We start from the raw sequence: 26,411 nt of genomic DNA, 5'->3' as shown, positions 1-26,411 counted from the left end.
AATTATCTGATCGATAAATCAATAATTAGTCCTTCCTTTTCAGGCAATAATTTATAGTATCCTCTTTTTTCTGATGTAGAGTAAGACCCATTTTTAATATAAACATTGTACACGTGTTCTTTTAATTTACATTCAATCCTATTTTCATTCATATTTTTGATGGGGAGATCAAATCTTTCGGATACCTCAAACTCGAGAAACCAATCAATCAAAAGTTTACTTTCAAGTTTCATTTTAATTTCTCGTTCATTCATTTCAATTAAGAATACTCCTTCAGCATTCTTAAGAGGCCATAAAATTTTGAGAGTGCCCTCACGAGTATCATTAACGATCGGCATTCCTCCTTCCAGTAGAACTTCTTTACCGTTTAGAATTGATTTAAGATATAATCCAGCATAATGATTTGAATCGCTCCAGCTTTTTCCATCGACAAAAGGAAGAGTATAATAATTGCAGGTTGTCAATTCGTTATTTTTATTCAGATAATCGGATTGAAGTTTTTCATCGAATAGATGAATATCCCTAAATCGGAGACTTCCCTTTTCCCAAATAATGTTGGTTCGATAAAAACGGCTGTTAAACCAAACTGTTTTGCGGTCATCGTTGGCGAATTTGCCAAGTGCCGTTAAAGAGGTTGGAGGGGTTACTTTAAAATTCTTTTTGAACCAAGCGCCGGATTCTGCGAGAGTTTTAACTTTAATTTTTCCTTCACCCCTTAACTTTGCTATTAACGGAATTTGAATTGTAAATCCTTTTTCCATTTTCGCCCAAGTAAATGAATTTTCCTGCCCCGACTGAACATAAGCATAGTTGATACAAGGTCCCTCAACGAACTCATTGAAATACCAATTCACCCATGCTGAATCGCCTCCGCCATTTTTATATACCGGCTCAAGAGTTATGACACCCTGTTTTAACTTACCAATTCCATCATCATATTGACGCACAGGGTCACTGCCAAGCATTCTGAAAATCGGGACAGGTATCTGATTCTCCGAATTCTGAGCTGGCATGTACGAATTTACTTGACTTGGATAATATCCTTGGTTCCAATATCCGCCCCAAATTGTATAACCGTCGGTTCCAATCTGATCGCGGCAATTACACGAAGCGATGATGCCGTATTTTTCATACATATGGTTTAACGTAACTTCATCAATGAACCACGAACCTACCGACTTCGGATAATACCCGAATATTTTTTTGAAATCTTCGAAATAAATATCAACAAGTTTCTCTCTTTCATTGGGTGTATATCCTATTGAAAAACCAACATTGGCGTGCCAATCCCACGAATAACGCCCGCGCCATTTTAGTCCGGCTTTCTCCACAAGCGGTTGAGGAATTTCCCACCACGCGCCTACTTCATATTCCGCTGGCAATTCCTTTAAAAGTTTTTGGTAACGTGAATCCATAAGTGCATCATACTGTAAAAGAAAAGTTCCACCAACTCTATACTTCTTCATTAAGTCCAATTGACTCACAACTGTCTGATACAATATTTCCTCAGTAATTCTGCTATTATATCTCGGTTCAAGCAGACGAATAAAATTAACTATGTTTACTATGCGGGGTTGTTCAACACCGCCGGTATTTTCAATTTTTGGTTGACCATGACAGATAATCGACATAAGAGTTATGGTAACAATTCCAATAATATGATTAATAGTAATTCTACTTTTCCCAGTGTTTTGAAGATTTATGCGCAATTCAATTCTTTTTCAATTTCATATCTGCTTTTATTCTTTCTCAGTTAAAAATAAACTCTGTTTCTCTCGAAATTTTTCCATCAAATCGTAAATAGGAATCAACTTCACATTACCAATCGAGTAAGTATTATCCACTCCAGCTATTATTTTCTCTTGCCCGCTTGAGACCTCAAAAACAAAAAAATGAATTAGAATAAAGCAAAATAGAAATAGCTTAGACACAACAACTCCATTTTAGATATCTCAAGGAATATTAAACTTACTGATTCTGATAAAGATAAAAATCATCCATCAATCCATAGTCAAGCAGCTGATAATCTTTTCCGGCAGTCATTCCATTAACTTTTCGCCAGCTAACAAATCCAACAAATCCGGGAGCTGGATTATTATGGTGCGGTCCAAGTAAGTTTTTCAAACTACCCACTATTTTAACCTCAATTAAATTTTTCCCTTTTTTGATATATTTACTAACATCTAGTCTATCCTTTGCAAGAGCAATAAGACCGGCTGAATTATCATTTACAAAAACTTCCGCTACCGTACCTTTCCAATTTCCAAGACCAATTTCGTAATAAGAAGATTTCTGCTGCACATCGAATTCCTTTTTATAAGAAACATCCCATGAATAAAACGGAAACCCTTGAGCTTTCCAGCTTCCGGTAGTGAAATTATTTTTTGGAGCATAGATTGACCATCCTTTTTCTTCAGGCTGAACGGAGAAATTTCCCAAAATATAAACCGGTTCGATCTCGGCGTGAACGGACATAGGTGAACAATTAATGGTGATATTATTTTCTCCCATTTTCACGAAATCTCCTATCTTGAATACGCCGAAGGAACGATCAAGCCACCATTCCCCTTTTATTGGAGCTATGGTTTTATTATTTATTTGCACAGTCCATAGTTCCGGACGCTCAACAACAGCGGTAAGGCCAGAAAAGTCAAAATCTTCAACAACTTTAAAATTGTATGAAGCTTTAAAACCGCTACTTGCACTAAAATTATTTCTATCGAGAATGTTAGTTTTGTACTGAACCTTCTGATCCCATGGATTTCCATTATTAAATCCATTTTCAATAAAAGCTTTTTGTGAAGCATCATAAACATGCATACTTTGAATTTTGCGGCCATTTACTTCCAGATCGCAAAAATCAATTGGCAGTACATTTTGCTGACTTGGCAATACTTTCAGACTTGAACCGGTATTAACAGGAAGTACTTGCTTCGCAAATTTCTTTTGTAGTCCGTTTTGTTTTTTATTCGAAACATAAAAAAGCATACTTTCAGCGGGATTCATTTCGAAATTTATTTTAATGTTTTTCCCATCAGCATTTTCATCATAATCAATTACTTCGCCTTTAAATGCATCTAACAAAACGGCATCTTTACCTTGAAGCAACAAAGATCCGGAAACAGCTTCATCCAAACTTGAATTGACTAGAAATATAATTTGTCCATCATCCATTATTCTTCTGTGATGGAATAAATTTCCTCCTTTAATATTTTCAAATTTTATTTCTTCATTTAAAAAGTATGATGAAATTATTTTTTGGTCTAGCGAATCAACTTTTACTACAGTTTTATTTTTGAAAAATTTAGCCGTTTCATCATGTATTTCTCCATTAACCCTGTTTGGATTTGAAAACGATATTAGGGATCCGCCGGAATCAACATATTTTTTTAATAGTTCATAAACCTTGTTATCCAATGTTTCTGTAAGAGGAGGAATAACAACAAGAGAATAAGTTCTTTCTCCCACTTTAAAACCCTTCCCACTTACTACCCCATGATTGGAAATTATATCCTCCGAGCCTAAATCATATTCCACCTGGTTCTTTTCAAGTATCGTAACGAATTCTTGAAATGATTCTCCGATTTTAAATATTTGAGAATGGCGCAGATTTCTTATAAAGGAATCATACATCCACCCCGTAGTTGTTGGTTCAATGACTAATATTTTATTAATCTGTTTACCTGAGGAGAGAGCAACCGAAAGCCGATTGAAATATTCATTTAAGTATTTATAATTTTTAAACCAAGGATTGTGATAAGAAAAAGAGGGAGGGTAATCATATTTTCTTGAGCCGGCAATTGAAAAAAAATGCAAATGCTGGTTCATTAGATTTACACCAAGAGCGTACTGCCAATCACCTAATCGTTTTAAATCTTTAAATGTAATTTCCCAACCTGCGCCGCCGTAAGTTTCGCTTAAAGTTCTCTTTCTGCCAAATTGATTTGCTACACTTGAAAGTTCTTTTACTGCGCGAACATTGCCGAATTGTGCGTTTGGGGATTCCTCATTGAATTGATTAAAAAGCATATCTATCCCTGGAACGTCGTGATAAGCGTACATCGCCATGTTATCGGGACCCATTCTTATTGCAGGCCAACCATGTTCCCAGTAATGGCCCGTATACTTTAGTCCTAACTTTTTATAATATTCACTGGTTGGAACGGACCATCTCTCAATAAATAGAGAAAGTAAAGTTCGAGTATAATTATGTCGTATCTTTTTCCAATCCCCAACTTCTTTATATAATGAAGGTAAGTTTGGTTGTAAATCATATCCCCAATGTTTGGTAAATATTTTAAACAAATCGGGAGTCCACCTAATTCCCCCGGGAGTATTCATCTCAGGTTCATCGGTAAAAACACCTTGAACAATTTTACCAAACTGATCAGAGGCAGTTTTCACATAACCGGTAAGAGTCACATCAAGAAATTTTTGTGTTACTCCTTCGTGAAGAATATCAACATAGGGAAATCCGCCATGCCAATCTTTCTTTTGATAGTATGTTTTTTTGAACATGATATACTCGCCATGCTTACCAATTTCCTTTCCGGCGGAGTATGTTACATCAATATATTTGTCCCCATCTTTTTTTAGTATTATAAAATAATCCAAATAATCATGAGGAATAGTAGTAGTGTCTTTTGGCTGTAATCCTTGACCATGATTGTAAGATTCAGGCATCTCGGCGGGAACATGCCCTCCCGCAAAACCGCTTGGATAAGAGTTCTCGTCATAAATCCATACATTCATTCCTATTTTATTTCCAACTTCTACGGCATGCCTGAATAACTCAAACCAATTCTCTGATAAATATTCGATGATTAATCCCGGACGAGGATGGAATATAATACCGCCACAGCCAGAATTTTTCAATTCAATCATGTTTGCTTCAACTTCTTCTTTCGATACATCATTATTCAAAACAAAAAACGGTACACTTCCAAATTCTTTTGAAGGATTCAAAAACTCAGTTTTGAGAGTTTGGAAATTATTTATTGCTTCCTGAGCAATAAAAACTATTGGATTAAAGATGATTATCAGCCAAGTTACCAATAGGAAAGTATTTTTTAATTTCATCGAGCACCTATTTAACCAATTGAAAAAAATATAACTTATTTTAAAAGTCATCCTCAAATTAATTAGCACCCCAGGATTTATTCGGTCTATCACCCATAATGAATTTTAAAGTCCCTCCATTATTGATATCAGCATGTTTTAAAAAAGCATGATTAAGTTCTATACCGTTTAATTCAGCGGATTGTATATACTTATTTTTTCTTGAATGATTTAACGCCTCAATTTTAAACACGCTTCCTGTCGGCAGCTGAATTGAAATTTTTTCAAAGAATGGAGTCCCGATTGCATACTCACCACTCCCGGGAGTAACCGGATAAAATCCCATAGCTGAAAAAACATACCACGAGCATAATCCACCGCCATCCTCATCACCCGGAATTCCAAGAGGGCGGTCATCAAACCACATATTCATCACTTCTCTAATGCGGCGCTGAGTTTTCCATGCTTCTCCGGCGTAGTTATACAGATATGGAATATGCATCGATGGTTCATTGCCAGCTACGAACATTCCATTTAATCCGGTCGCGTCCGGTGACTGCCCCATAAACTTCCATTTTGAGCGGGGAGCTTCATTAAAAATCGCGTCAACTTTTTGTATGAATTTTTCTCTACCTCCGAGCAACTCTATTAAAGCGGGAATATCATGCTGAACGCTAAAATTCCAGGTCCATGCGTTATTCTCTGTAAAATACATTCTGTTTCCAATTCCACCGGAGAGTTGAGGATCGAAAGGTTCAATCCATTTTCCATCTGCGGATTTAGGCGCAAAAAATCCGTTAGCCGGATTAAATAAATTCCGGTAATTCTGTGAACGTTTTATAAAATATTCATAATCGGAATTTTTGCCGAGAGCTTTTGCCAATTGCGCTAGACACCAGTCATCATAACTATGTTCAAGTGTAACAGCAACCGATTGACGTTTTTCAAAATCATCAACCAATAACTCTGTTTCTTTTTCATTTTCAGCCAATGCAGGATAGAATCCATTCTCAACATAAAAACTGTCGAGCGAGCACATTTCTCCGCTTCTCCAGGGAACCATTGTTGCTTTAGTAGCATTTTTCTTTAATCCTTCATAAGCTTTTTCAACATCAAAATTTCTTACACCTTTTTGATAAGTATCCCAGACCAGTGCCGCTGAATGAAACCCGATCATTGCGGAGAACTCACCATAGAATTGCGGGAATCCCGGCACCCAGCCGCTTTGTTCATACATTCGTATATACGATTGAATCATATCCGCTTGCTGAGACGGATTAATAATAAGCATTAACGGATGAAGACTTCTATAGGTATCCCAAAGCCAGTCATCAACATAAAATGGTCTTCCATCATCTTTGTGAATTTTTTTATCGTAGCCGCTGTAGTATCTTCCGTACTCGCTAATGTTAACCATTCGTTCCATGGAACGGTACAAGGAAGTATAAAAAATTCTTTTTTCCCTTTCGGTTCCCCCTTCAATTTTAATTTTGCCGAGGGCATCCTTCCAAATTAAATAACTATTCTTTTTTACATCCTCAAAACTTTTATTTGAAGTTTCCTTTATTAAATTTTCTTCCGCTTGTTTTTCATCAATGAAAGAGATTCCAATTCTCACTTCAACTTGTTTCACCTCTTTCCCAAAGTTTAGAAACAATCCAACAGCTTCCCCGGAAATCTCAGAATTAAATCGAATTTCATTTTTAGAATTGAATACACCAGACTTAAAAAATGGAGTGTTAAAACTCGCAAAGAAGTATTGCTTTGTCTTTTCAAACTCTTCCCAGCCGCAAATTGAGTAATCATCTATAATTCTTAGATGAGCATTACGGCTGGATTTAAATAATACTCTATTGGTATCGCTCGAATTGTATTGGAATTTATACAAAACTGTTCGTTCGGTTGTTGTCCACTCTGCGCTGATTTCATAATCCTCCAACAAAACTTTGTGATACCAGGGGTGAACTTCCTCCAAATCGTGATCGTATAAAGAAGCGTATTCATTTTTATTGATGATAAGTTTTCCACTTATCGGCATTAATTCGGTCACGTGTCCCATCCTGTATGCCGGCATGTTTAAAGCAAAACCATAAATTTTATCGCTCAAATAGCGGTCATTTAATCTGGGCTTTGTTACGGGGAAAACTCGAACCATACTATGAGGTCTATGAACAGTGGGAGTTTTAGTTGTTAACAATGGGGCAACTCCGCCAATATTGGGATCAACATATTTTGTTACATCAACATTAGAACAACCGGAAAAATAGAATAACAAAATCATTAACAAATACACTGATTGTAAGTTATACGGCTTCATCAATATCATTCCTTCCGAAAATTTGCATCAACCTAAAATATTACTACAACAGCTATTTACTTTTTCTGATTTGAAAACGAGTATGGGAAATCAGCTAGATTGATTCCCCTTTTATAATTTGGAATATCACTCATTTCAAAATTTAATGTGCCCCCATTCATTATATCATCTTGACGAATAAAATTCTTTGTATAATTTTTTCCGTTAAGAGAAGCGTTTTTTATATAAACATTTTCCGCTGAATTATTTTTTCCATTTACTACAAAAGTTTTTCCATTCTCAAGATGAAAAGTAATTTTATTAAATAGAGGTGACCCTAAAACATATTGATCAGTTCCCGGACAAACCGGATAAAATCCGGCGGCCGACATCACATACCAAGCGGATGTTTGTCCATTATCCTCATCACCACATAATCCATCCGGATTTGGTGTGTATAATATATCCATAGTTTCTCTAACCCATTTTTGAGATTTCCATGGTTCGCCAGCATAATTGTATAAATAAATTGCGTGTTGAATTGGTTGATTGCCATGCGCGTATTGCCCCATACCAGCAATTAGCATTTCAGTAATTTCATGGATCTGTCTTTTGTAATAGGAAAAATCGAATGTCGGCGGAGTTGTAAAAACAGAATCAAGTTTACTTATAAACTTTTCTCTCCCTCCCATTAAATTTATTAATCCCTGCGGATCGTGAAAGACCGACCATGTATAATGCCACGCCGATCCTTCTGTAAAAGCATCACCCCATTTATCTGCTCTAAATGGTGCTTGCCAGCTTCCATCCTGATTTTTTCCGCGCATAAAATTGGTTGATTGATCGAAGACATTTTTATAATTCATTGCTCGTTTAGCAAATAAATCAATTTCACTTTGAGGTCTTTTTAGTGCTTGTGCAAGCTTCATTATTGTAAAATCGGCATAGGCATACTCTAATGTTATTGCGGTATTTTCATTAACGCCAACATCATACGGAATGTATCCCAGCGAATTATAGTATTTAACCCCCTGTCGCCCAACAGATTTTATCGGTCCTTCGTTTTCGGAATTTTTAAGGATAGCTTCATATAGAGTGTTAATATCATAACCTCTAATTCCCTTTAAATATGAATCGGCTATTATTGATGCCGAATTTGAACCGATCATGCTTCGCCGATGCCCTGGACTTGCCCATTCAGGAAGCCATCCGCTCTCCTTATACGTATTAACGAGTCCTTCCATTATTTTTGAATTCATATCTTGATACATAATCGTAAAAAATGGGAATACTGCTCGGAAGGTATCCCAAAACCCATTATCGGTAAACATATAACCTGGCAGTACTTTTCCATTATAAGGGCTATAATGAATAATATTGTTGTCCTTATCAAACTCATAAAATTTTCTGGGAAACAATAATGTTCTATACAATGCGGTATAAAAAGTGATAAGCTGAGATTCCGTTCCCCCTTCTATTTCAATTCTGCTAAGTTCCTTATTCCAGGTCTCTATTGCCTTATTCATCGTCTCATCAAACGAATCGTTCCAAATTTCTCTTTGCAGATTTAATTCCGCTTGCTCATAACTTATAAACGAAGATGCTATTTTCAGATTGACAATTTCATTTTGCTTAGTTTTAAATTTGAGAACAGCACCAACATGATTCCCCTTTTCTTCTAGCTTTTCCGGGTAAATATCTTTTTCGTTCCAGGTAAAAGTTGAATCGATATCTTTATCAAAATAGATAACAAAATAATTATGAAAATTTTCTGGTACGCCCCCCTCATTATTTCTGGAATACCCAATTATCTTTTTTTCTTTTGGAAAGATTTTTACATACGACCCTTTAAAGAATGCGTCAATTAGAAGATATGAGCTTTCAGATTTAGGATATTTTATTCGAAACTGTGCTGATCGGTCAGTAGGAGTTATTTCAACCCACACATTATGATCACCGAGGTAAGTCTGATAATAATATGGTTTTGCAATTTCTCTTTTATGACTAAAGTAGGCGGCCCTTTCCTCCTCATTTATTTTTAATGTTCCAGTTAAGGGCATTATCGAAAAAGCCCCATAATCGCCTATCCAGGGGGATGGTTGTCTCGTTTGTTTGAATCCGCAAATTTTATTAGCATCATAAGTATACTGCCAACCGTTCCCCATTTTCCCGGTCTGTGGAGTCCAGAAGTTCATTCCCCATGGTAGTGCTATTGCCGGGTAGGTATTACCATTTGAGAGGAGTCGTTCCGAATCGGTACCTACAAGCGGATTAACGAACTCCACAAGATTTTTAGATTTATTTTTATTTGAACTTTCATTGTACGCATTAAGAAGAGTACAAAAAGCGATCATAAATAACAGTATTTTTTTCATAGATGAGGTCCATTTTATTGAATTATATTATTCCGCGAATACTAATTTAATTAATAATATCGTTCAATAATTGTCCCCTTAACCATTACACTTAAGATATGTACACTCAACCAAATTTTATCAAATTAATTGGGCTATTATTACTTTTCAAAGTTCCTTTTAATAGTATTTTTTCTTGCTTAATTCACTATTTCTAAAATTACATATTTAATATTTTAATGGACTCTCTCATGAAAACTAATCTGTCGATTTATAAGAACACCTGTTTTTTTGTCATTATCACGATTGCGTTGTTTTTCAGTGATTTGAGTGGAGCCGATTCTGAAAAAATTACCAATTTGCGGACAGAGTATAAAACGAATCCTATTGGAATTGAAACACAGAGCCCCCGACTTAGTTGGGAAATTATTTCGAATAAAAGAAATTTTATGCAAAAGGCTTATCACATTAAAGCCGCGAAATCAGCCGCTGATCTAAAGTCAAATAAAAACCTAATTTGGGATACTGATAAGATTATCTCGGATCAATCAAATCAACTCGAATATGCCGGTAGAAAATTATTTTCCGAAGAAAGAATTTACTGGCAGGTTAAAATTTGGGGAAATGATGGAAGTCAAACAAAATGGAGCGAACCCGCCTTTTGGGAAATGGGACTTTTAAATTCAGCTGATTGGAAAGCAAAATGGATTGAGCCAAAATTAATCGAAAATGAGAATGGCTATAACCCTTGCCCAATGCTGCGAAAGGAGTTTTCCTTAAACAAAAAGATTAAGAATGCCCGTGCCTATGTAACAAGTCATGGTCTTTATGAATTTCACTTAAATGGGAAGAAAGTCAGCGATCAATTGTTCACACCTGGCTGGACAAGCTACAACAAACGGCTTCAGTATCAGGTTTATGATATAACCTCAAATTTAACTTCCGGGAAAAACGCCGCTGGAGTAATTCTTGGCGACGGCTGGTACAGAGGACCATTAAAGTGGGATTACGCTAAAAACAATTATGGGGATAAACTTGCGCTTTTATTACAGATAGTCGTTGAATTTGCTGATGGCTCTTCCGAAACAATTATATCAGATGATTCTTGGAAATCTTCTACTGGAGCTATTTTAATGTCTGGCATTTATGATGGTGAATTTTATGATGCGCGTCTAGAAAAGAATGATTGGGACAAACCAAATTATGATGATAAAAGCTGGAGTGGCGTTGAAATAAAATATTTCGATAATAAAAACCTTGTTTCATCAGAGGGAGAAGAGGTTAAAATAACCGAAACAATTAAACCTATTAAAAAATTTATAACACCAAACGGAGAAACAGTATTTGATTTTGGGCAGAATATGGTCGGCTGGGTACAATTCAAATTAAAGGGTAATTCTGGAGATAAAATTACTTTAAAGCACGCCGAAGTCCTTGATCAAAAAGGGAATATGTATTTTGACAATCTCCGCAAGGCGAAACAAAAAATTGAATATATTTTTAAAGGCGAAGGGGTTGAGACCTATGAACCACGCTTTACTTTTCAAGGATTCAGATACGTTTCAATTAGTGATTATAAAGGGGAAATAGATTTAGCTGATTTGTCAGGTAAAGTAATTCATTCTGATATGAAGCAGACCGGATATTTTACATGTTCCGATTCATTAGTAAATCAGCTTCAGAAAAATATTTATTGGGGTTTGCGTGGCAACTTTTTAGATGTACCAACCGACTGCCCTCAGCGCGACGAAAGATTAGGTTGGACCGGCGACGCGCAGGTCTTTGCGCCAACAGCATGTTTTAATGTTGACGCGGCAAGTTTCTTTACAAAATGGATGAAAGATTTTATTGCCGATCAATTTAGTGACGGCAGAATTCCTCATGTAATTCCAAATATTCTACCCAACGAAGGGGGCGCCGCCGGATGGGCTGATGCCGGAATAGTGATTCCATGGACTATTTATCAAAACTATGGCGATAAAAGAATTTTGGAAGTTCAATATGAATCAATGAAGAGCTGGATTAATTACCTAAAAAAACAAGCTGGTGAATCCTTCATCTGGAGTAAGGGAGTAGGTTACGGAGACTGGCTGGCCTTCGCGACAACAAAATCGGATTACCCGGGAGCTACTACCGACAAGGATTTAATTGGAACAGCCTATTATTATTACTCAACAAGTTTGATACGGAAAATTGCAATCATTCTTGAAAAAAATAATGATGCTGAGGAATTTTTCGTTTTAATGAAAAATATTAAGAATGCTTTTCAAAAAGAATTTATAACAGAGAAAGGAAGAATAGGCTCAAATACACAAACAGCGTACTTGCTGGCTCTTGCGTTTGATTTAGTTCCGGACAATTATAAATCTATTGCCGCTGAAAGATTAGCTGAAGATGTAAAAAGATTTGGACATATAACAAGCGGATTCTTAGGTTCATCTCATACATCAAAAATTCTTTCAGATTTTGGCTATCAGGATTTGGCATTCGAGCTATTATTTAGAAAACAATATCCGTCATGGCTCTATCCTGTTACTAAGGGGGCAACTACTATTTGGGAACGCTGGGATGGAATTAAACCAAACGGAACATTTCAAAGCGAGGGAATGAATTCCTTTAATCATTACGCTTATGGCGCCGTTGGGAAATGGTTGTACAGTGACGTTGCGGGAATTGGGTTTGATCCAGAAAAACCTGGCTATAAAAATATAATTTTTAAACCCCTAATTAATACTAAATTGACTTTCGCTGAAGCAGAGTACAATTCAATTTATGGCGTAATAAAATCCTCATGGAAACTGCAGAATGGAATTATTATGCTTGATATTGAAATACCTGCAAACACAACTGCCAGCGTTTACTTGCCAACGGCTATAAAAGAAAATATAACTGAAAGCGGTAAGTCTATAGACACTGTTTCTGAATTCCAGTTTGTAAAAGTTGAAGCCGGAAGAACATTATTAAATCTTGGCTCAGGTAAATATCACTTTGAAGTCAAATAAACAGAGCGGTGAATGAGAGGTAAAATAGTATCGACAAAACTTTTATTGATTGTATTTGGTATTAATTCAATTGCCGCTCAAGAAAAAACCTGAACTTCAGAAGAAGCAAAGAATTGGTATTTTAATTAAAAGTAGTTACTAACCTCTTTAAAGCTTGGTTCAAAATAAAATGCGGATCAAGCTTTTTTATTCAAACCAATACTGCGATAACGAATCTATTCTGTTAAGAGAACCATACCCTAGTTGGGCGACAATTTCGTATCCGAAAAAATTAAAGTGAATTATCTTTTACTGATGACTTCATTCTCATACTTTTGAATCTCGGTAATATAATCCTCCCCTACAGGGACGTTATTTTTTAAACAGTAATAATCAAAAACAGCGGAGTAGGGTTTGGTCTTGAGTAATTCTAAGTAAGCCAGTCTTTCAAAGTTTTTACCCGATTCTTCAAATTGTTTGAGTTTGGAAATTGGTTCAAGTAATGCATAAAGAAATGCTAGCTGCGCGGCTCTTGTTCCTATAACGTAAGCCCCAACACGATTAATGCTGCCATCGAAATAATCGAGTCCTATATTCACTCTACCCAAAGCATTGCATCTTATAATTTCTTGAGCGATTAATTGCAGCTCATCATTAAAAATAACAACATGGTCGCTATCCCAGCGGACACCGCGGCTGACATGTAATAGCAACCCATCAACGAATTGCAATACCGAAGATATTTTATCACCAATTTGTTCGGTTGGATGAAAATGTCCGGTATCTAAACAGAGTAGTTTATTATTCTTAACCGCATAGCCCAAATAAAATTCGTGAGAACCAACAACCATAGATTCAGAACCAATCCCGAACAATTTGCTTTCAACCGAATCGAGCAGATATTCTTTTGGATATTCTACAGCAAATATTTCATCTAAAGATTTTTTTAGTATTGATCTATGAGTGTTTCTATCTACAGGAATATCTTTGGACCCGTCCGGTATCCAGATATTATTTACTGTCGGTATACCTAATTGTCTTCCCATTTCTGCCGCAATTTTGCGGGTGCGTTTTACATGTTCAATCCAAAATTTTCTATGTGATTCATTTTTACTTGAAAGTGTAAAACCATCATCGGCAAAAGGATGAGAAAAACAGGTTGGATTAAAATCGAGACCTATGCCGAGATTTTTAGCCCAATCGATCCAGCTTTGAAAATGTTTAATCTCAATTTCATTTCTATCAACTTTTTCACCATTAAAATCTCCGTAAATCGCATGTAGATTTAATCTCTGTTTTCCGGGAAGCAATCTCATCACCTTTTCAATATCATTTCTCAGCTGCAGAATTGTTCTTGCTTTTCCGGGATAATTGCCGGTAACCTGAATACCGCCGCCGCCAAGTTCGGCGTCCGGAGCTTCGAACCCTCCTACATCATCGGCCTGCCAGCAATGTAAACTAATTTTCACCTGTTCCATTTTTTGAATGGCTTCATCGGTACAAACGCCTAATTCAGCGTACTGTGCTTTTGCAAGTTGATAAGTCTTTTCAATCGTCTTAACATCTTTCATGAGAAACTCCTGTGCTATTAAAATTTTATCACAAAGGTTGAAAAAATTAGAACCAACAATCCCAACACCAAAACTGAAATTGTTTTTGCATCGGCTCCCTTCCATTCATTAAGAATTATTCCCCAAACATTACTGAACAGAATATTCATTGCCATAAGGATACTCCAACCGAATACAATCATGGCTTGGGGTAACATGCTTTGCCCCATTCCAAAAAAGAAAAACTGCAAATACCAGAGCGTTCCTCCAATAAGGCAAAACAAAACATTGGTTGCGAGGACTGATGGAATTGTATTGGTATAATCTGTAAATGTTTTATTTATAAAGTTGAGATAAATACAGTACACAAAGTTTGTGAGGAATCCACCAAACATTACAAGAATGTAAATTGGATTAGAAACAAATAATGGATCGGTTCCATAGAATTGGGCAGCCTCTTTCACTTTGTTCCCAGCGTCAATTACACCCGAAATTCCCGTAAGACCTAAACTAAAACACGCGCTCATTACTCCGGCTAAAATTGCGATCAGCAATCCTTTCTTTAGCGCAAATTCTTTGATTGCATTTTTCTTATCCTTTTCCGACATACCGTTTGAACGTAAGGCTCCCGCATAACCAACTATTGCAATTCCCACAATGCAAATTGAAACCCCGATCAATATCATAATACCTTCATGAGTTTTGAATAAATTGCCCCCTTCAATAATTGGAGCGGCAAGTGTACCGAAAGCTGCACAAAACCCAAGCGCAATTGATTGCCCCATAGCAACACCCAGAAAGCGCATGCTCAATCCAAATGTTAATCCGCCTACACCCCATAACGCGCCAAAGAATATTGTATTCAAAATTGAATTAACTGGGGCACCACTCAAAACATCACCCAAATTTGGTACGGTGAAGTATGCAAAAATCCAGGGAGCTAAAACCCAGGAAAAAGCTCCTTGTACGATCCAGTAAGATTCCCACGACCAGTTTCTCACTTTTTTAATTGGCACATAAAAACTTGCCGCACACGCACTTCCTATTGCCATTAACAATAAACCGAATAATGAATTCATAGAATATTTTCTCCACCCTTTAGAATAGCTCCATATGTATTTTTATTCTGATGAAAATAATTTGAATTAGCAGGCTCAAACTTTTTCATTTCGAAAGAGTTTGCGACAATTTTCCGCCACTCGGCAATATTATTAGCGGCTCCCGATGCAATTGCTACAGTCCCAATATTTCCAATTATCGCTCCCTCAATAGGACCCGCAATTACTGGTCTGCCGATTGCATCTGCGGTTAACTGTGTTAATAATTCGTTTTGAATTCCACCGCCGACCGCATGAAGTAAATCAATCCTTTTACCGGTTATTTTTTCGATTTGAGTAATTGTGGATTTATAACTAAAAGCCAGACTTTCAAGTATAACTCGAATTATAAATCCAACATCGTCCTTAACCGTTTGATTTGTTTCTTTCAGATAATTCATTACTTTATTTGGCATATCACCGGGTTTTAAAAAGCTTGAGTCACTCAAATCAATCCACGCATTTGAATTATTTACTTCTAATGCTAAATCAGTAAGTTGCTGATATGAATACTCGATTCCCTTTTCCAGCCAAAATCTCCTACACTCTTGAAGTGGCCATAAACCAATTATATTTTTCAAGAACCGTATAGTATTTTCAGCACCACCCTCGTTCGTAAAATTGCATAACATAGCTTCCTTTGTTAGAATAGGATTTTTAAGTTCAATCCCCATCAGTGACCAGGTTCCTGAACTGATGAATGCCCACTCATTTCCTGTTGACGGAATAGAAACGACCGCCGAAGCAGTGTCATGGCTCGAGCTGCAGTATACTGGAATATCACTATCCAGTCCAACCTTTTCGGAAATTGATTCTAGCAAGGGAGAAAGAAAGGTTCCAGGTTCAACCACCTCAGGAAAGATATCACGGGGAAGTTCAAATGCATCAATTAAGCCCCAATGCCAGTTTTTCGTATTTGGATCGATTAGATTTGTTGTTGAGGCAATTGTATACTCAGCTTTCTTTTTACCTGTTAAAAGAAAACTTAAAAAATCGGGCATAAGCAGCATTTTATCTGTATGATTAAGCAGGTTCAGTTTGTTCTTCTTTTCAGCAAGCAACTGAAAAAGAGTATTAAATTGAGCGAATTGGATTCCAGTACTGTTGTATATTTTTTCTTTAGGAATAATTTTAAACGATTCTTCCATAATCATGTCGGTCCGATTATCTCTGTAATGATGAGGGTAACCGAGAATTCTTTCGTCCGAGTCAATCAAAACATAATCAACACCCCAAGTATCAATACCTATTCCATCAAAATGAGAGCCGAATGCTTTTTTTGCTCTTCGTAATCCTTCAATCATCTCTTGAAATATTGCGAGGATATCCCAATAAAATCCATTCTGATATTGTATGTTATGGGTTGTAAAGCGGTATACCTCATTTAGCGTAAGCTTTTGGTTAGTTAACACACCAACAACACAGCGGCCGCTTTCTGCACCGAGATCAAAACCAATAAATTTTCTTTCTTTTTCCATTAATCATTCCCGTTGAATTTTGAGATGATAATTAGATTTTCATTTCGAATTTTTTAACTGCTCTAGAATTCTTTCGGAAACTTTTTTAACAAGCTCATCAATGATTTCATTTTTGGATAGATCAAATTTTTCTTCAGATTTTACTTTATTTATCAACATTGGGGTAGAGTCACCCAGTGTAATTTTCCCACCTATATTAAATTTTTCCCTCAGTGTCATCAATCGATCGCGTTCATATTCTGAAAGTACATTTAAATTTCCTAATTGAATTGCTTTCCAGACAATATTAGCAGTGTGTTCAAGAGTTTCCATTTTATGATATGCGCTTAGTAGATCTATTCCCATAGTTAATGCCCCGTGGTTTTCCAGTAGTATAGCGTCCGAGTTTTCTAAATACGGTTTAATCTTGTCCGGTAATTCCATTGTTGATGGAAGTCCATATGGAGCTATTGGAACAGCTCCAATTACAATAATCGCTTCTGGAAGAACACATTTATTTAGCGGAATACCCGCCACAGCAAAACTTGTCGCGAAAGGGGGATGAGCATGAACAACGGAATAAATATCAGGGCGCGCTTTATAAACTTCGAGATGCATTTTGACTTCGCTTGAAGGACGATATCTTTTATCCCCCGAAATCACATTTCCATCGAGGTCACATTTGATGATCATTTCTTCGGTCATAAATCCTTTGCTTATTCCGGTAGGCGTGGTAAGTAATTCATCATTGTTTAGCTTAACAGTTATGTTGCCATCATTAGAGGCCACATAATTACGCATCCAAATCCTTTTTCCTATCTCAACTATCAACTGTTTTAACTCGACTTCAGTACTCATTTCTGTTTCCCAAGAATTAACTTTTAATTTGTTTCATTTATTCATTTTCAGATAAATTTAATTTACATAGGGAATATCGGTGAGACTGGATATCACATTCTGGTTTGTACGTCCAAAACTTGGGGGTAATAGTTAAAAGCATCTAATAATTAACTTTATGCTACATTTATTCAATCAAAAGTCGAGTAAATTCTAAAATAAATTACTGATTATTTAATTACTAGATACTCCGAGCAGAGAGACTATTTTCCTCTACTTTTACGAAGACTCATCAAAAATGAAAGGACAATTCTGATTATTCCGAATACAAAAAAATTAAAAAGGGAGAGAATTAAAACAACATGAAATTGAGTAAAGAGTTCTATCCATTGGGTATCATACTTAAAGATTGCATAAAAGTTAATTATGAATGCTATTCCAAAACAGCACAACCAGATGGTCAGTTCTCTTTTAATTTGCTTCTTTGTAATAACTATATCTCTCATCCTATATCCGGTATTTATCATCTAAAGTGATTAGTTGTTTTGTTTTTGCGGCTTCTTCGGCAAGCAACGACCATATACTTGAATAATATCCTTGAACAGCAAGTTCTTCTGGGGCTTCTCCTTTACGTATATACCTTACAAAGGCTTCAAGCTGTAGTTTTGTTTCATCCATTTTATAATTATTAGTAATGAATTCCCCTTTATAATTCATGGCAGTTTCTGGAATCCAGCTAGCTCCTCCAATCGGAATTACCTCGAATATGTCTTTTTCAATATCATTTATCAACTTAAGAATAGCTGGGGGAGATGGAGGTGTTTCTGAATAAACTTTATTGAGTTCAAGTTCCATAGTACCTTTATCTCCAAATATTTGTTCTTCGCAACCATAATGTCGGTTTGTATTAATTGAATCATAAAGAAATTGCGATTCATCAGGATAAGTAAAGATGCAAGAGATATGGTCATAAACTTCGCGATTATTCTTCCAATAGGTTAAATTTCCGGCAGATACAACTGATGTTGGAAATGAATCCTTAACCCAATTTGCGATTTGTAGTTGGTGTGACATTAGCTCAGTATATAATCCGGCAGAATATTCATCATACAAACGCCAGTTAATTATTCTTTCTAGTTCTGGCTTACCTTGAGGAACTGATCTGCGCCATTCCCCATTTCGATGCCAATATGCGCGCATGTGTGTTACTTTACCAATTACTCCGTCTCTTATTTTACTAATTGCCTCGAGATAAACGGGACTGAATACACGCTGATGCCCAATTTGTAATATTCTTTTAGAACGAATGTGTTCATCATACATTTTTTTGGTATCGTCTAGAGTACGTGCCATTGCTTTTTCACAGAATACATGAATGCCTGCATTCAATGATTCGATTGTAATATTAGCATGTTCATGAAGTGGGGTTGCTAATATTACTCCATCAATATCTTTCATGTTAATCAAGTCGCGGTAATCATAAAATGCTTTTGCTTTTCCATTTGTCATTTTTATAGCGCGTTGATAGTTTGGCTCATAATTATCACAAATCGCGGCAATCTCAACATTTAACAATTCCGCAAACACCTGAACATTTTGAAGTAAAGCACTCCCCCGATCCCCAATACCAATAAAACCCAACCGCACCCTATCACTAGCAGATTTAGCATAAACATTATCACCAAATATTTTCAACCAGGGAATTGATGCGAGGGCAATTGAAGAGCCTCCAAACAATGATATTTTTTTAAGAAATTCTCTCCGGTTAATCGAGAATAAATCTTCCATTTTAAATCCTATTAAATACAGTGTGAATGGGTATTTTTTCGTGATATTCGATTTTCACAACTTCATTATGTTTAATCTTTTTCACAGCTTTAGCTATTTCATTGATGCTCAAAACAAGGAAATCGGTTGAGAGTATTTCTGCCTGAAACGGTGAATTAGAAATAACGCTTACTAACGCCATTTCACTAACCGTCTGGCATGTAAATGGAATATAACATTGATATTTTTTTATTAATACTCCAGTATCATCCACATAATAATTGCTGGATGTGGAGATCGAATTATTAAACAAATTTATTTAGTGTACTGGTTTTTGATGATTAAAAAATCTTTAATGGCAATTTGCCAATTGGTGCCTAAAGGATGCTTTCCCTTTACGGTAATCGAACTTTCCTCAAAACTAACAAATGCGTTTTTTATAGGAGAGATTCCCAAAATATTATTAATCTTTTCAAGTGCATACCCTTTTCCAAAACAGCCGAAATCAGCTTTTACATTTTCACTTGAAAACACAATTGTGCTTAACTCTTCATTTAACTCCATATTATTTACTTGCGAATATACAGTATTGTGCTTTATAGCTTCAATATTTTCAAAAATCGGGCGCGTTTTGATATCGAATGCTCCGGAAGTAATTTCATGTTAATGAAGGGCTGTTTAAATATTTTAAATAATTCTAAATCAACCTTAAGACTATCATTCTTCCTATTATTTATTTTAGAAATGTCACTACTTTGGTTAAAATAGCTGAGCTTTAATACAGTTCTATAAACTTCTATTTTGATCGAGTTAAATAAGCGCTCACAAATTTCATCATCATCGTAAGGAAAAACTAAATTCAACCTGCTTCCCTTTGCATAAAACGAATTATGATATACTTTCATTTTAGAATCATAACCTTATATTACTGATAGATAATACTCAATTCTTATTCAACAATATCAAATTTGGTAACCGGTGCAAACTTAATTAAATCTGGAAGATCATAAAAATTTAATACTCCCGGGACTATATTCCCAATCTGATTAGATGAATAATCTAAGGAAGCGACATTTTGCCAACTCTTTATCGAGTCAGAAATCTTAACCGAGCTAAAACTTCCATCAATAGCTGCTGCATGCAGCGCGGCTGGTCCGGTCAATCCAAACGAACTCAAATTTACATTGATGCTCTTATTGTTAAAATACAATTCAATGAACCTTTTTGCCGTCAATATATCTTCAACTCTATAGCCTAATAATGTTTTACCTTCATACAGCGGCAGTTTAGCAATCCAAAATTCTTTGTTATCGTAATGTGGTTTTCGTTCATCCTTCAATTCTCCCGTATTTGAAATATCCAGCAAAAGCACAGCATTTCCATTCTGAAGTTCAGCGATAACATATGGATCCAATTTATTATCCAACTTACCCTCTTCACTCACAAAGATTGTTATTGTATGATAATTTTCATTATCCGGCATAACTAAAATTGCCGGGATTGAAAATCTCAGATTCTTATCTCGTTCAATTAAATACTTTTTCGCTCTATAATTATTTACTTTAATATTATCAACGAAAATAGATTTAGGTTCAGCTTCAAATTCGTTAAACCCTATTAATTCCTTTACTTTTGATATTACTTCATTTTTAGTACTGTTCGATAAAAACTTATTTCTGTTATAATCACATTTAACTAATCTCTCACGGATAATTTCGGAGACTGATTTCTCATCTTCGAAACTTGTTAAAACTTGACCGGTGGGTGTTACAAATAAATCATTTACATCTTCAAAGAATCCAATATCCTCAGGTTCAAATACAGGTGAGTCATCATTCAGCAGCCACTTTTTACACCATCTTACTGCTTCCTCACGCAATGGTTTTTGCCAACCATGTTTTCCATCTGCAAACACGTGTTCTACTCTCCCCGGAATGCCAAGTGTTGTGAAAGCTCTCTTTAATTCATCAAAAGCAATTTTTGCCCCCTCTTTATCAAAAAAATCTTCAGTGGCCGATAATATTGCAATAGGAATTGGAGCAGAGAGCAATAAAAAGTCTTGTTCTTCAATACCTATCTTTCCTTCACCCCATAGCTGCTGGCATCCATCCTGAGAACCAATTGTATTTAATTTATTTTCCGAAGTTGAGAGATAGCATGATATTACAGCTGTTTTAATTCTACTATCGTATCCGCTTAAATATAGAGCTTGTGTTCCTCCACCGGAATTACCTGCAACAGCCAATTTATTTTTATCTACTTGTGGATGCTGTTCAAGAAAATCAAGTGCGCGTATATTATCCCATAGTTCATGAATTAATGTATTAGAACCGGTTAACATTAAATGCTGCCCAAGAATTTCATGCATCAACATTCTTTCGGCTGTAATTGGTTTTCCATCTTTATCCAGGTATTGCAATCGTTCGCCTTGACTAAAAGGATCGGCCTGCAAAACTGCAAATCCGTTCATTGCAAACAATCGTGCTGCCCGCTGATAAGCATCACTTCCCTTCCCTAAATATGAATGTCCGCTAGGAATATATACTGCCGGATATGGAGGGGTACCATTCTTCGGGAGATAAAATAATCCGGTTACATGATGATTTGGTTGGCTTTCAAATGCAATCCACTCTACCGAATAGTTTTTATAATCTTTCTTCTTTGTTGTTTTAATATTTAGGTCTGTCTTTCTCGGTAATATCCCTACTGTATTTTTATACCAATCTCGCAACTTCTGAATTCTTTCATGAAAGGATTTTTCGCTACTTAAGCTTTTATCAAATAATTCTCTTCTTGAATCGAATTGTTGTGAAAGTCGCTTGAGAAGATATGAATACTGAAGTGTATCAGATTTATAATTATAAACATTATAATCAGCATTATTTTGGGCAGTTATAGTTACTACCAAAAATACAACCGCCATTAAGCAAATCTTAATGTTCATTCTTAGCTCCGGAAATTATATTACTAGTTAAAATTTGATTATTTCGGTGGGGATTAATCTTATCGGTCCAAGTAATCCGGAATCTACTAAATCCCAATCAGAGGCATCAAATTTTTTGTAATGAATGTTTACAAAATTTATATCGTAAAACTTTTTCCAATTTACCCCTCTGGTATCCAAATCCTTAATTCTATTTGCAGAAAGATTTGTGACTTCAATTATTAGCTCGTTCTCACCTTTCTTTAAAATATTATTTAAAGGAATGCTCATTGGAAAAGACCACAGAATCCCTACATCAATATTATTAATTTTTATTCTCGCGCTCTCACACACTTTACCTAAATCTAATATCCAATTCTTAATACTCGAATCCGGGTTATCAAACTTTATTTTGTATCTGGCTGTTCCGGCAAATCTTTTAAGTTCTGGGTCATCAAAATTTGTCCACGACTCAAGCTTATTTATGATCATGCTATTCAGTAAAACGGGTCCCCCTTTTATAAACTCAACATTCCAATGACCAGTTATATTGAAGTATTCTTTTGAGGTTTGTAAATAATTCCAATTTGGATATTGAGAGGTATCATCACTCATTTTTAGAATTAATGATTTCCCCGGTTCTAATTGAAGATAAACAGAAATAGTACTGTCATTATTAATTTTTGTTTTTGCAATTCCGGAATTACCGGTTAAAGGATCAGTAATCAATGTATTTTTAGAAATATGATTGAAATTTATCCAATCATTGATTGGCATTGATTGCTGATTCACTATAAAGTAATATTTAGTGCTTCCATTCTTTCTTCGTATATAATTAATGCTGTAATCAGAAAGATGTTCTCTATTGACGCCATAAATATTCAGCCGGGCAGATAAGTCTTTTTTCTCTACAATACTTATTTTTTTTACATTAATGTTTTCTAGAATTCTTTCCTTCACTTTTAATAACTGTATTGTGCGCTTCCGATATTCAAATAAGCCGGGAATCTCTTCCGGAATTCCATCTAGAAAAATTACTGACCCACCTGCGTTAATAAATTCATCTAGTTTTTCCATTGTTTCCAAAGGCATAAATCTGCAAGGAGGGATAATAATCGTTTTATATGAGTTACTGTTAGAATAAATCAGATCATCCTTAATCTTTAAGCCTTCAATTTGCTTGTCCGAGATGTAATCAAATGAGAAACCTTTTTCAAAGAGTATTTTTGCAATATCATAAAAACTGGTTTTATACAACCAATCTTCGGGCTCGTGAATTTGCAAATGGATTAATTTACCAATCGGAGAATGCCACAAATCCCAAATAGGAAAATATAAAAGTATATCATTATCGGGTTGACCGGCGCGAAGAATTGACTGACATCTTTCTATATATTTTGTTAATGATGGAAGATCATTCCACAACGAATTAAAAGGACCATAATCTGTTGTAGCGTAAAATTTCCAACCAGGCCAATCTATATTTTTGGGTGAGTATGGAATGCCGTGAAAAAAAATGTGATTTACTCCAGAATAAAAAAGAAGATCTATTTCTGGTTTTATATGAGAAAGTTTTTCTCGAAAGTGCTCGGCAATCCAAGTACCGGTCTCCGATGAGATAAGATTTTTTCCTGATACATTGGCTGCCGATGAGGAAAATTTAAGAATTAATGGATCAACAAACTCTTCACGTGAAAATTTTGGGTCATGCGTTAATCCTGGGATAGTTAATTTTGGAGCGCCAAATATTTCACATTCGGGAATATCAGCGGCGGAATATGTATCTAAAAGATTTGTAGGTGAACCGTGAGCTTGATTTCTAAACATTGCACCTTTTGCATTAGACCATTTTGAAGCTTCACTAATAAAGTTTTCGTGTAGTTCAGAGAAAGTATGCCGATAATCGGTTTTTACTCTCGATACTATTTCTTCTTCAGCATAACCTAAAAATTCGGGGAGAACTTCGATGAAGTTATATCCTCTTCTATTTTTAAATTCTTGTAGAAAATTATTGGTCCAATCCGCCCCATAATATTCGTACGAATCATGATAGAAGGATCTAACCATTTTCCCATTATAATGTGTAAAAGCTTCATCAAAATATGATAGGTAATTATTGAGAGCATCAACCGAGAATGGATCTACTACATTTCCCTTCGCCCCCGGCGCAGCTCTTTTAACTTGTTGTATCGATGATACAGAAATTAATGCTATTATTTTGCATTTATCATTGTCTGATTTCCAATTAAGGATTCCTTCTCTACTCACATAATTTTTAAGATCAACGACCTTTCCGTTCATAAAAGAATTAACCGCAATTAAGGAAAATTCCCCTTTCTTTCCATATTTAGTACTAGCTTCATTGAAAAGATCGATATACAATTCACCATTACTAACATTAAATGATAGATCGATTAATTGTGATGATGAATGCTGTGAAGAAACTTGGGCTCCACCAAATGGCCATCCGGTGCCAATAGTCATATCCAAGCCAATTCCAATTCTTTCACATTCATTAGCGGTATGTGATAACATTTCCATCCACTGCGGTGAAAGAAAATTGATAAATTTTTCTTCGAATCCTTTTACACCGTAAATGGGAATTATATGAACACCCCCAATCCCAGCTTTTTTAAAGTTTTCCAAACTATAGGTAATATTTGCAGAATCAACCGCGCTTCCTAACCACCACCAGTAAGTCCAAGGCTTGTTGCCAAATTGGGACGAAACATTTCTGTGGGCATTAATATCGGCAATGGAAAAAGAAACGATGAAAATTATAAGACCTAGAGTAATTAAATGTTTTTTTGTCATCTCGATTCATAATTATAAGTCACAATAACATTTCTTTTTTCAGTTTTATCATCAAGAATAATAATATCATATTTATCACCATTTGAATAAACCCGAATCACGATATGGCCCGAAGTAGCCTTGTAATTATCATCAACCATTCCACCAAAATAGGATTTTGTTGCCGGTAACATAAAATTAGTAAATAAATCACGATCACCGGGATATACGAAAGTACTCATAATTCTTCTCAATACTTCTTCTCCCGGATGACGCGCAGTCCAGCTTTGTCCAATCCATACACGCGGTTGTATTGTACGAACAAAATATTCGTTTTGTGAATCCCGGTTTCCGTGATGGTTAAGTGTAGCTATGTCAACCATACCGATTACAGGCGCGGCCTGAGCTTCCATACTAAAGAAATCGGCATTACCTGTATGACCAATACCATTTATATCGCCTCCAGTGTAAAAATCAAACTTACCGTATTTTATTTTTATTCCGCATGATAGATTATTTTCACCTGGGTATTCTCCTTCCTTAAATTTACGCATCGCAACAGTTGTGTCATACACGCTTGCTATGTCACCGTTTGCAAAAAGATTTTTAATAGTAAACTTTTTAAAATTTGTTCGATCATTTTTTAGATTGAATTGACTTAAAGAACCTACTCTAAATTTTTCATATTGCAATTTATTCTTATCTTTTTGATACTCTATAAACTTCCAATATTCATTAAATTGTTGCAAACCCTTCATTTCCCCAATATTCGTTTCCGATTTTGGTTCACGAAAATTTACAGGATAATCATATCCTCGGTCAATCAGTTTTTTTATTGGGATAATAGAACCTAATTCTGTAATACCAAATAATTTGTAATTTCCATCAACATGCGTGTTTGACGAACTACTGGGTCTACCCATGTGGTCATCATGATAATGTGTAATAAGCGCATAATCAAGGAAAGCTTTTTGTCCATCAGGATGAAATTGATATATGTAATCGGCGACCCATTCTGATGGAGATTTACTATTATTAGGAATAGCGGGAGCTCTTCTTTCATCATCGGTGGATGATAATTCACCCATATCAATCAGAAGACTTGTACCGTCTGGCATTAAATAAAAAGCGACGTTACCTTTTCCGGTGCTGATAAAATGAATATCAAGAAATCCCTTTTCCCATTTGGGTAATTCTTGTGCAGTTGATGCAATTGTAAATATTAAAACGAAAAGATATAATGTTTTTTTTCTCATTTAAGCCTCTTCTGTAATACATAATGAACTTAACTTTAATGA

Annotated in this window: 18 protein-coding genes; 1 reads left to right on the top strand and 17 read right to left on the bottom strand. The window is 35.6% G+C overall.

Annotated elements, in window-relative coordinates; genetic code table 11:
* Positions 1–2 precede the first annotated feature (2 nt).
* Genes KF816_03410 through KF816_03390 form a run of 5 tightly spaced genes read right to left on the bottom strand, consistent with a single transcriptional unit; the run spans position 3 to position 9,729 of the window.
* Positions 3–1,709, bottom strand: a complete 1,707-nt coding sequence (locus KF816_03410; protein ID MBX3007056.1) for a hypothetical protein — start codon at positions 1,707–1,709, stop codon at positions 3–5.
* Positions 1,710–1,739: 30 nt separating this feature from the next.
* Complete coding sequence (locus KF816_03405) at positions 1,740–1,931, bottom strand: hypothetical protein (protein MBX3007055.1); 192 nt, start codon at positions 1,929–1,931, stop codon at positions 1,740–1,742.
* A 37-nt stretch (positions 1,932–1,968) separates the two neighbouring features.
* Entirely contained in the window at positions 1,969–5,079 is a 3,111-nt protein-coding gene (locus KF816_03400) for a hypothetical protein (GenBank protein MBX3007054.1), read from the bottom strand.
* Between the two features lie 58 nt (positions 5,080–5,137).
* The gene (locus KF816_03395; GenBank protein MBX3007053.1) at positions 5,138–7,375 is read right to left on the bottom strand and encodes a GH92 family glycosyl hydrolase; all 2,238 of its coding nucleotides are present in this window, start codon (positions 7,373–7,375) and stop codon (positions 5,138–5,140) included.
* Positions 7,376–7,431: 56 nt separating this feature from the next.
* Positions 7,432–9,729 (bottom strand): GH92 family glycosyl hydrolase, encoded by a 2,298-nt coding sequence (locus KF816_03390; GenBank protein MBX3007052.1) that lies wholly within the window; start codon positions 9,727–9,729, stop codon positions 7,432–7,434.
* Positions 9,730–9,959: 230 nt separating this feature from the next.
* On the opposite strand from KF816_03390, the gene KF816_03385 reads away from it, so the two are divergent.
* Complete coding sequence (locus tag KF816_03385; protein MBX3007051.1) at positions 9,960–12,710, top strand: glycoside hydrolase family 78 protein; 2,751 nt, start codon at positions 9,960–9,962, stop codon at positions 12,708–12,710.
* A 281-nt stretch (positions 12,711–12,991) separates the two neighbouring features.
* Here KF816_03385 and KF816_03380 read toward each other — a convergent pair whose 3' ends face one another.
* From KF816_03380 to KF816_03325, 12 genes are all read right to left on the bottom strand, one after another.
* The gene (locus KF816_03380; GenBank protein MBX3007050.1) at positions 12,992–14,260 is read right to left on the bottom strand and encodes an L-rhamnose isomerase; all 1,269 of its coding nucleotides are present in this window, start codon (positions 14,258–14,260) and stop codon (positions 12,992–12,994) included.
* A gap of 17 nt (positions 14,261–14,277) precedes the next feature.
* A complete protein-coding gene (locus KF816_03375; GenBank protein MBX3007049.1) occupies positions 14,278–15,318 on the bottom strand; it encodes an L-rhamnose/proton symporter RhaT in 1,041 nt (346 codons plus the stop codon).
* Positions 15,315–16,814, bottom strand: a complete 1,500-nt coding sequence (locus KF816_03370) for a rhamnulokinase (GenBank protein MBX3007048.1) — start codon at positions 16,812–16,814, stop codon at positions 15,315–15,317. Before KF816_03370 ends, KF816_03375 begins: the two co-directional genes overlap by 4 nt.
* Positions 16,815–16,853: 39 nt before the next feature.
* The gene (locus KF816_03365) at positions 16,854–17,651 is read right to left on the bottom strand and encodes a class II aldolase/adducin family protein (protein MBX3007047.1); all 798 of its coding nucleotides are present in this window, start codon (positions 17,649–17,651) and stop codon (positions 16,854–16,856) included.
* A 242-nt stretch (positions 17,652–17,893) separates the two neighbouring features.
* Entirely contained in the window at positions 17,894–18,136 is a 243-nt protein-coding gene (locus tag KF816_03360) for a hypothetical protein (protein MBX3007046.1), read from the bottom strand.
* Between the two features lies 1 nt (position 18,137).
* The gene (locus KF816_03355; GenBank protein MBX3007045.1) at positions 18,138–19,418 is read right to left on the bottom strand and encodes a Gfo/Idh/MocA family oxidoreductase; all 1,281 of its coding nucleotides are present in this window, start codon (positions 19,416–19,418) and stop codon (positions 18,138–18,140) included.
* Position 19,419: 1 nt separating this feature from the next.
* The gene (locus tag KF816_03350) at positions 19,420–19,710 is read right to left on the bottom strand and encodes an FAD:protein FMN transferase (protein ID MBX3007044.1); all 291 of its coding nucleotides are present in this window, start codon (positions 19,708–19,710) and stop codon (positions 19,420–19,422) included.
* A 2-nt stretch (positions 19,711–19,712) separates the two neighbouring features.
* Positions 19,713–20,054: an FAD:protein FMN transferase gene (locus KF816_03345; GenBank protein MBX3007043.1), complete on the bottom strand. Its 342-nt coding sequence runs from the start codon at positions 20,052–20,054 to the stop codon at positions 19,713–19,715.
* Positions 19,994–20,302: a hypothetical protein gene (locus tag KF816_03340; protein MBX3007042.1), complete on the bottom strand. Its 309-nt coding sequence runs from the start codon at positions 20,300–20,302 to the stop codon at positions 19,994–19,996. Before KF816_03340 ends, KF816_03345 begins: the two co-directional genes overlap by 61 nt.
* A 44-nt stretch (positions 20,303–20,346) precedes the next feature.
* The gene (locus KF816_03335) at positions 20,347–22,341 is read right to left on the bottom strand and encodes an acetylxylan esterase (protein MBX3007041.1); all 1,995 of its coding nucleotides are present in this window, start codon (positions 22,339–22,341) and stop codon (positions 20,347–20,349) included.
* Between the two features lie 27 nt (positions 22,342–22,368).
* Positions 22,369–25,134, bottom strand: coding sequence for a hypothetical protein (locus KF816_03330; protein MBX3007040.1), 2,766 nt, complete (start codon positions 25,132–25,134; stop codon positions 22,369–22,371).
* Positions 25,131–26,369 carry a hypothetical protein gene (locus KF816_03325; GenBank protein MBX3007039.1) on the bottom strand — a complete coding sequence of 413 codons (1,239 nt, stop codon included), beginning with the start codon at positions 26,367–26,369 and terminating at the stop codon, positions 25,131–25,133. Before KF816_03325 ends, KF816_03330 begins: the two co-directional genes overlap by 4 nt.
* Positions 26,370–26,411 lie beyond the last annotated feature (42 nt).

The organism is Melioribacteraceae bacterium (assembly GCA_019638015.1).
GTDB lineage: Bacteria > Bacteroidota > Ignavibacteria > Ignavibacteriales > Melioribacteraceae > JAHBUP01.
Note: the sequence above shows the minus strand (reverse complement) of the source record. Positions and strands in the feature narration are given on the sequence as shown.

Coding starts and splice junctions, on each gene's coding strand:
- KF816_03330 (MBX3007040.1), bottom strand. CDS start 25,134: ATGACAAAAAAACATTTAATTACTCTAGGTCTTATAATTTTCATCGTT.
- KF816_03395 (MBX3007053.1), bottom strand. CDS start 7,375: ATGAAGCCGTATAACTTACAATCAGTGTATTTGTTAATGATTTTGTTA.
- KF816_03325 (MBX3007039.1), bottom strand. CDS start 26,369: ATGAGAAAAAAAACATTATATCTTTTCGTTTTAATATTTACAATTGCA.
- KF816_03355 (MBX3007045.1), bottom strand. CDS start 19,418: ATGGAAGATTTATTCTCGATTAACCGGAGAGAATTTCTTAAAAAAATA.
- KF816_03390 (MBX3007052.1), bottom strand. CDS start 9,729: ATGAAAAAAATACTGTTATTTATGATCGCTTTTTGTACTCTTCTTAAT.
- KF816_03375 (MBX3007049.1), bottom strand. CDS start 15,318: ATGAATTCATTATTCGGTTTATTGTTAATGGCAATAGGAAGTGCGTGT.
- KF816_03370 (MBX3007048.1), bottom strand. CDS start 16,814: ATGGAAAAAGAAAGAAAATTTATTGGTTTTGATCTCGGTGCAGAAAGC.
- KF816_03400 (MBX3007054.1), bottom strand. CDS start 5,079: ATGAAATTAAAAAATACTTTCCTATTGGTAACTTGGCTGATAATCATC.
- KF816_03335 (MBX3007041.1), bottom strand. CDS start 22,341: ATGAACATTAAGATTTGCTTAATGGCGGTTGTATTTTTGGTAGTAACT.
- KF816_03385 (MBX3007051.1), top strand. CDS start 9,960: ATGAAAACTAATCTGTCGATTTATAAGAACACCTGTTTTTTTGTCATT.
- KF816_03360 (MBX3007046.1), bottom strand. CDS start 18,136: ATGAGAGATATAGTTATTACAAAGAAGCAAATTAAAAGAGAACTGACC.
- KF816_03340 (MBX3007042.1), bottom strand. CDS start 20,302: ATGAAAGTATATCATAATTCGTTTTATGCAAAGGGAAGCAGGTTGAAT.
- KF816_03380 (MBX3007050.1), bottom strand. CDS start 14,260: ATGAAAGATGTTAAGACGATTGAAAAGACTTATCAACTTGCAAAAGCA.
- KF816_03365 (MBX3007047.1), bottom strand. CDS start 17,651: ATGAGTACTGAAGTCGAGTTAAAACAGTTGATAGTTGAGATAGGAAAA.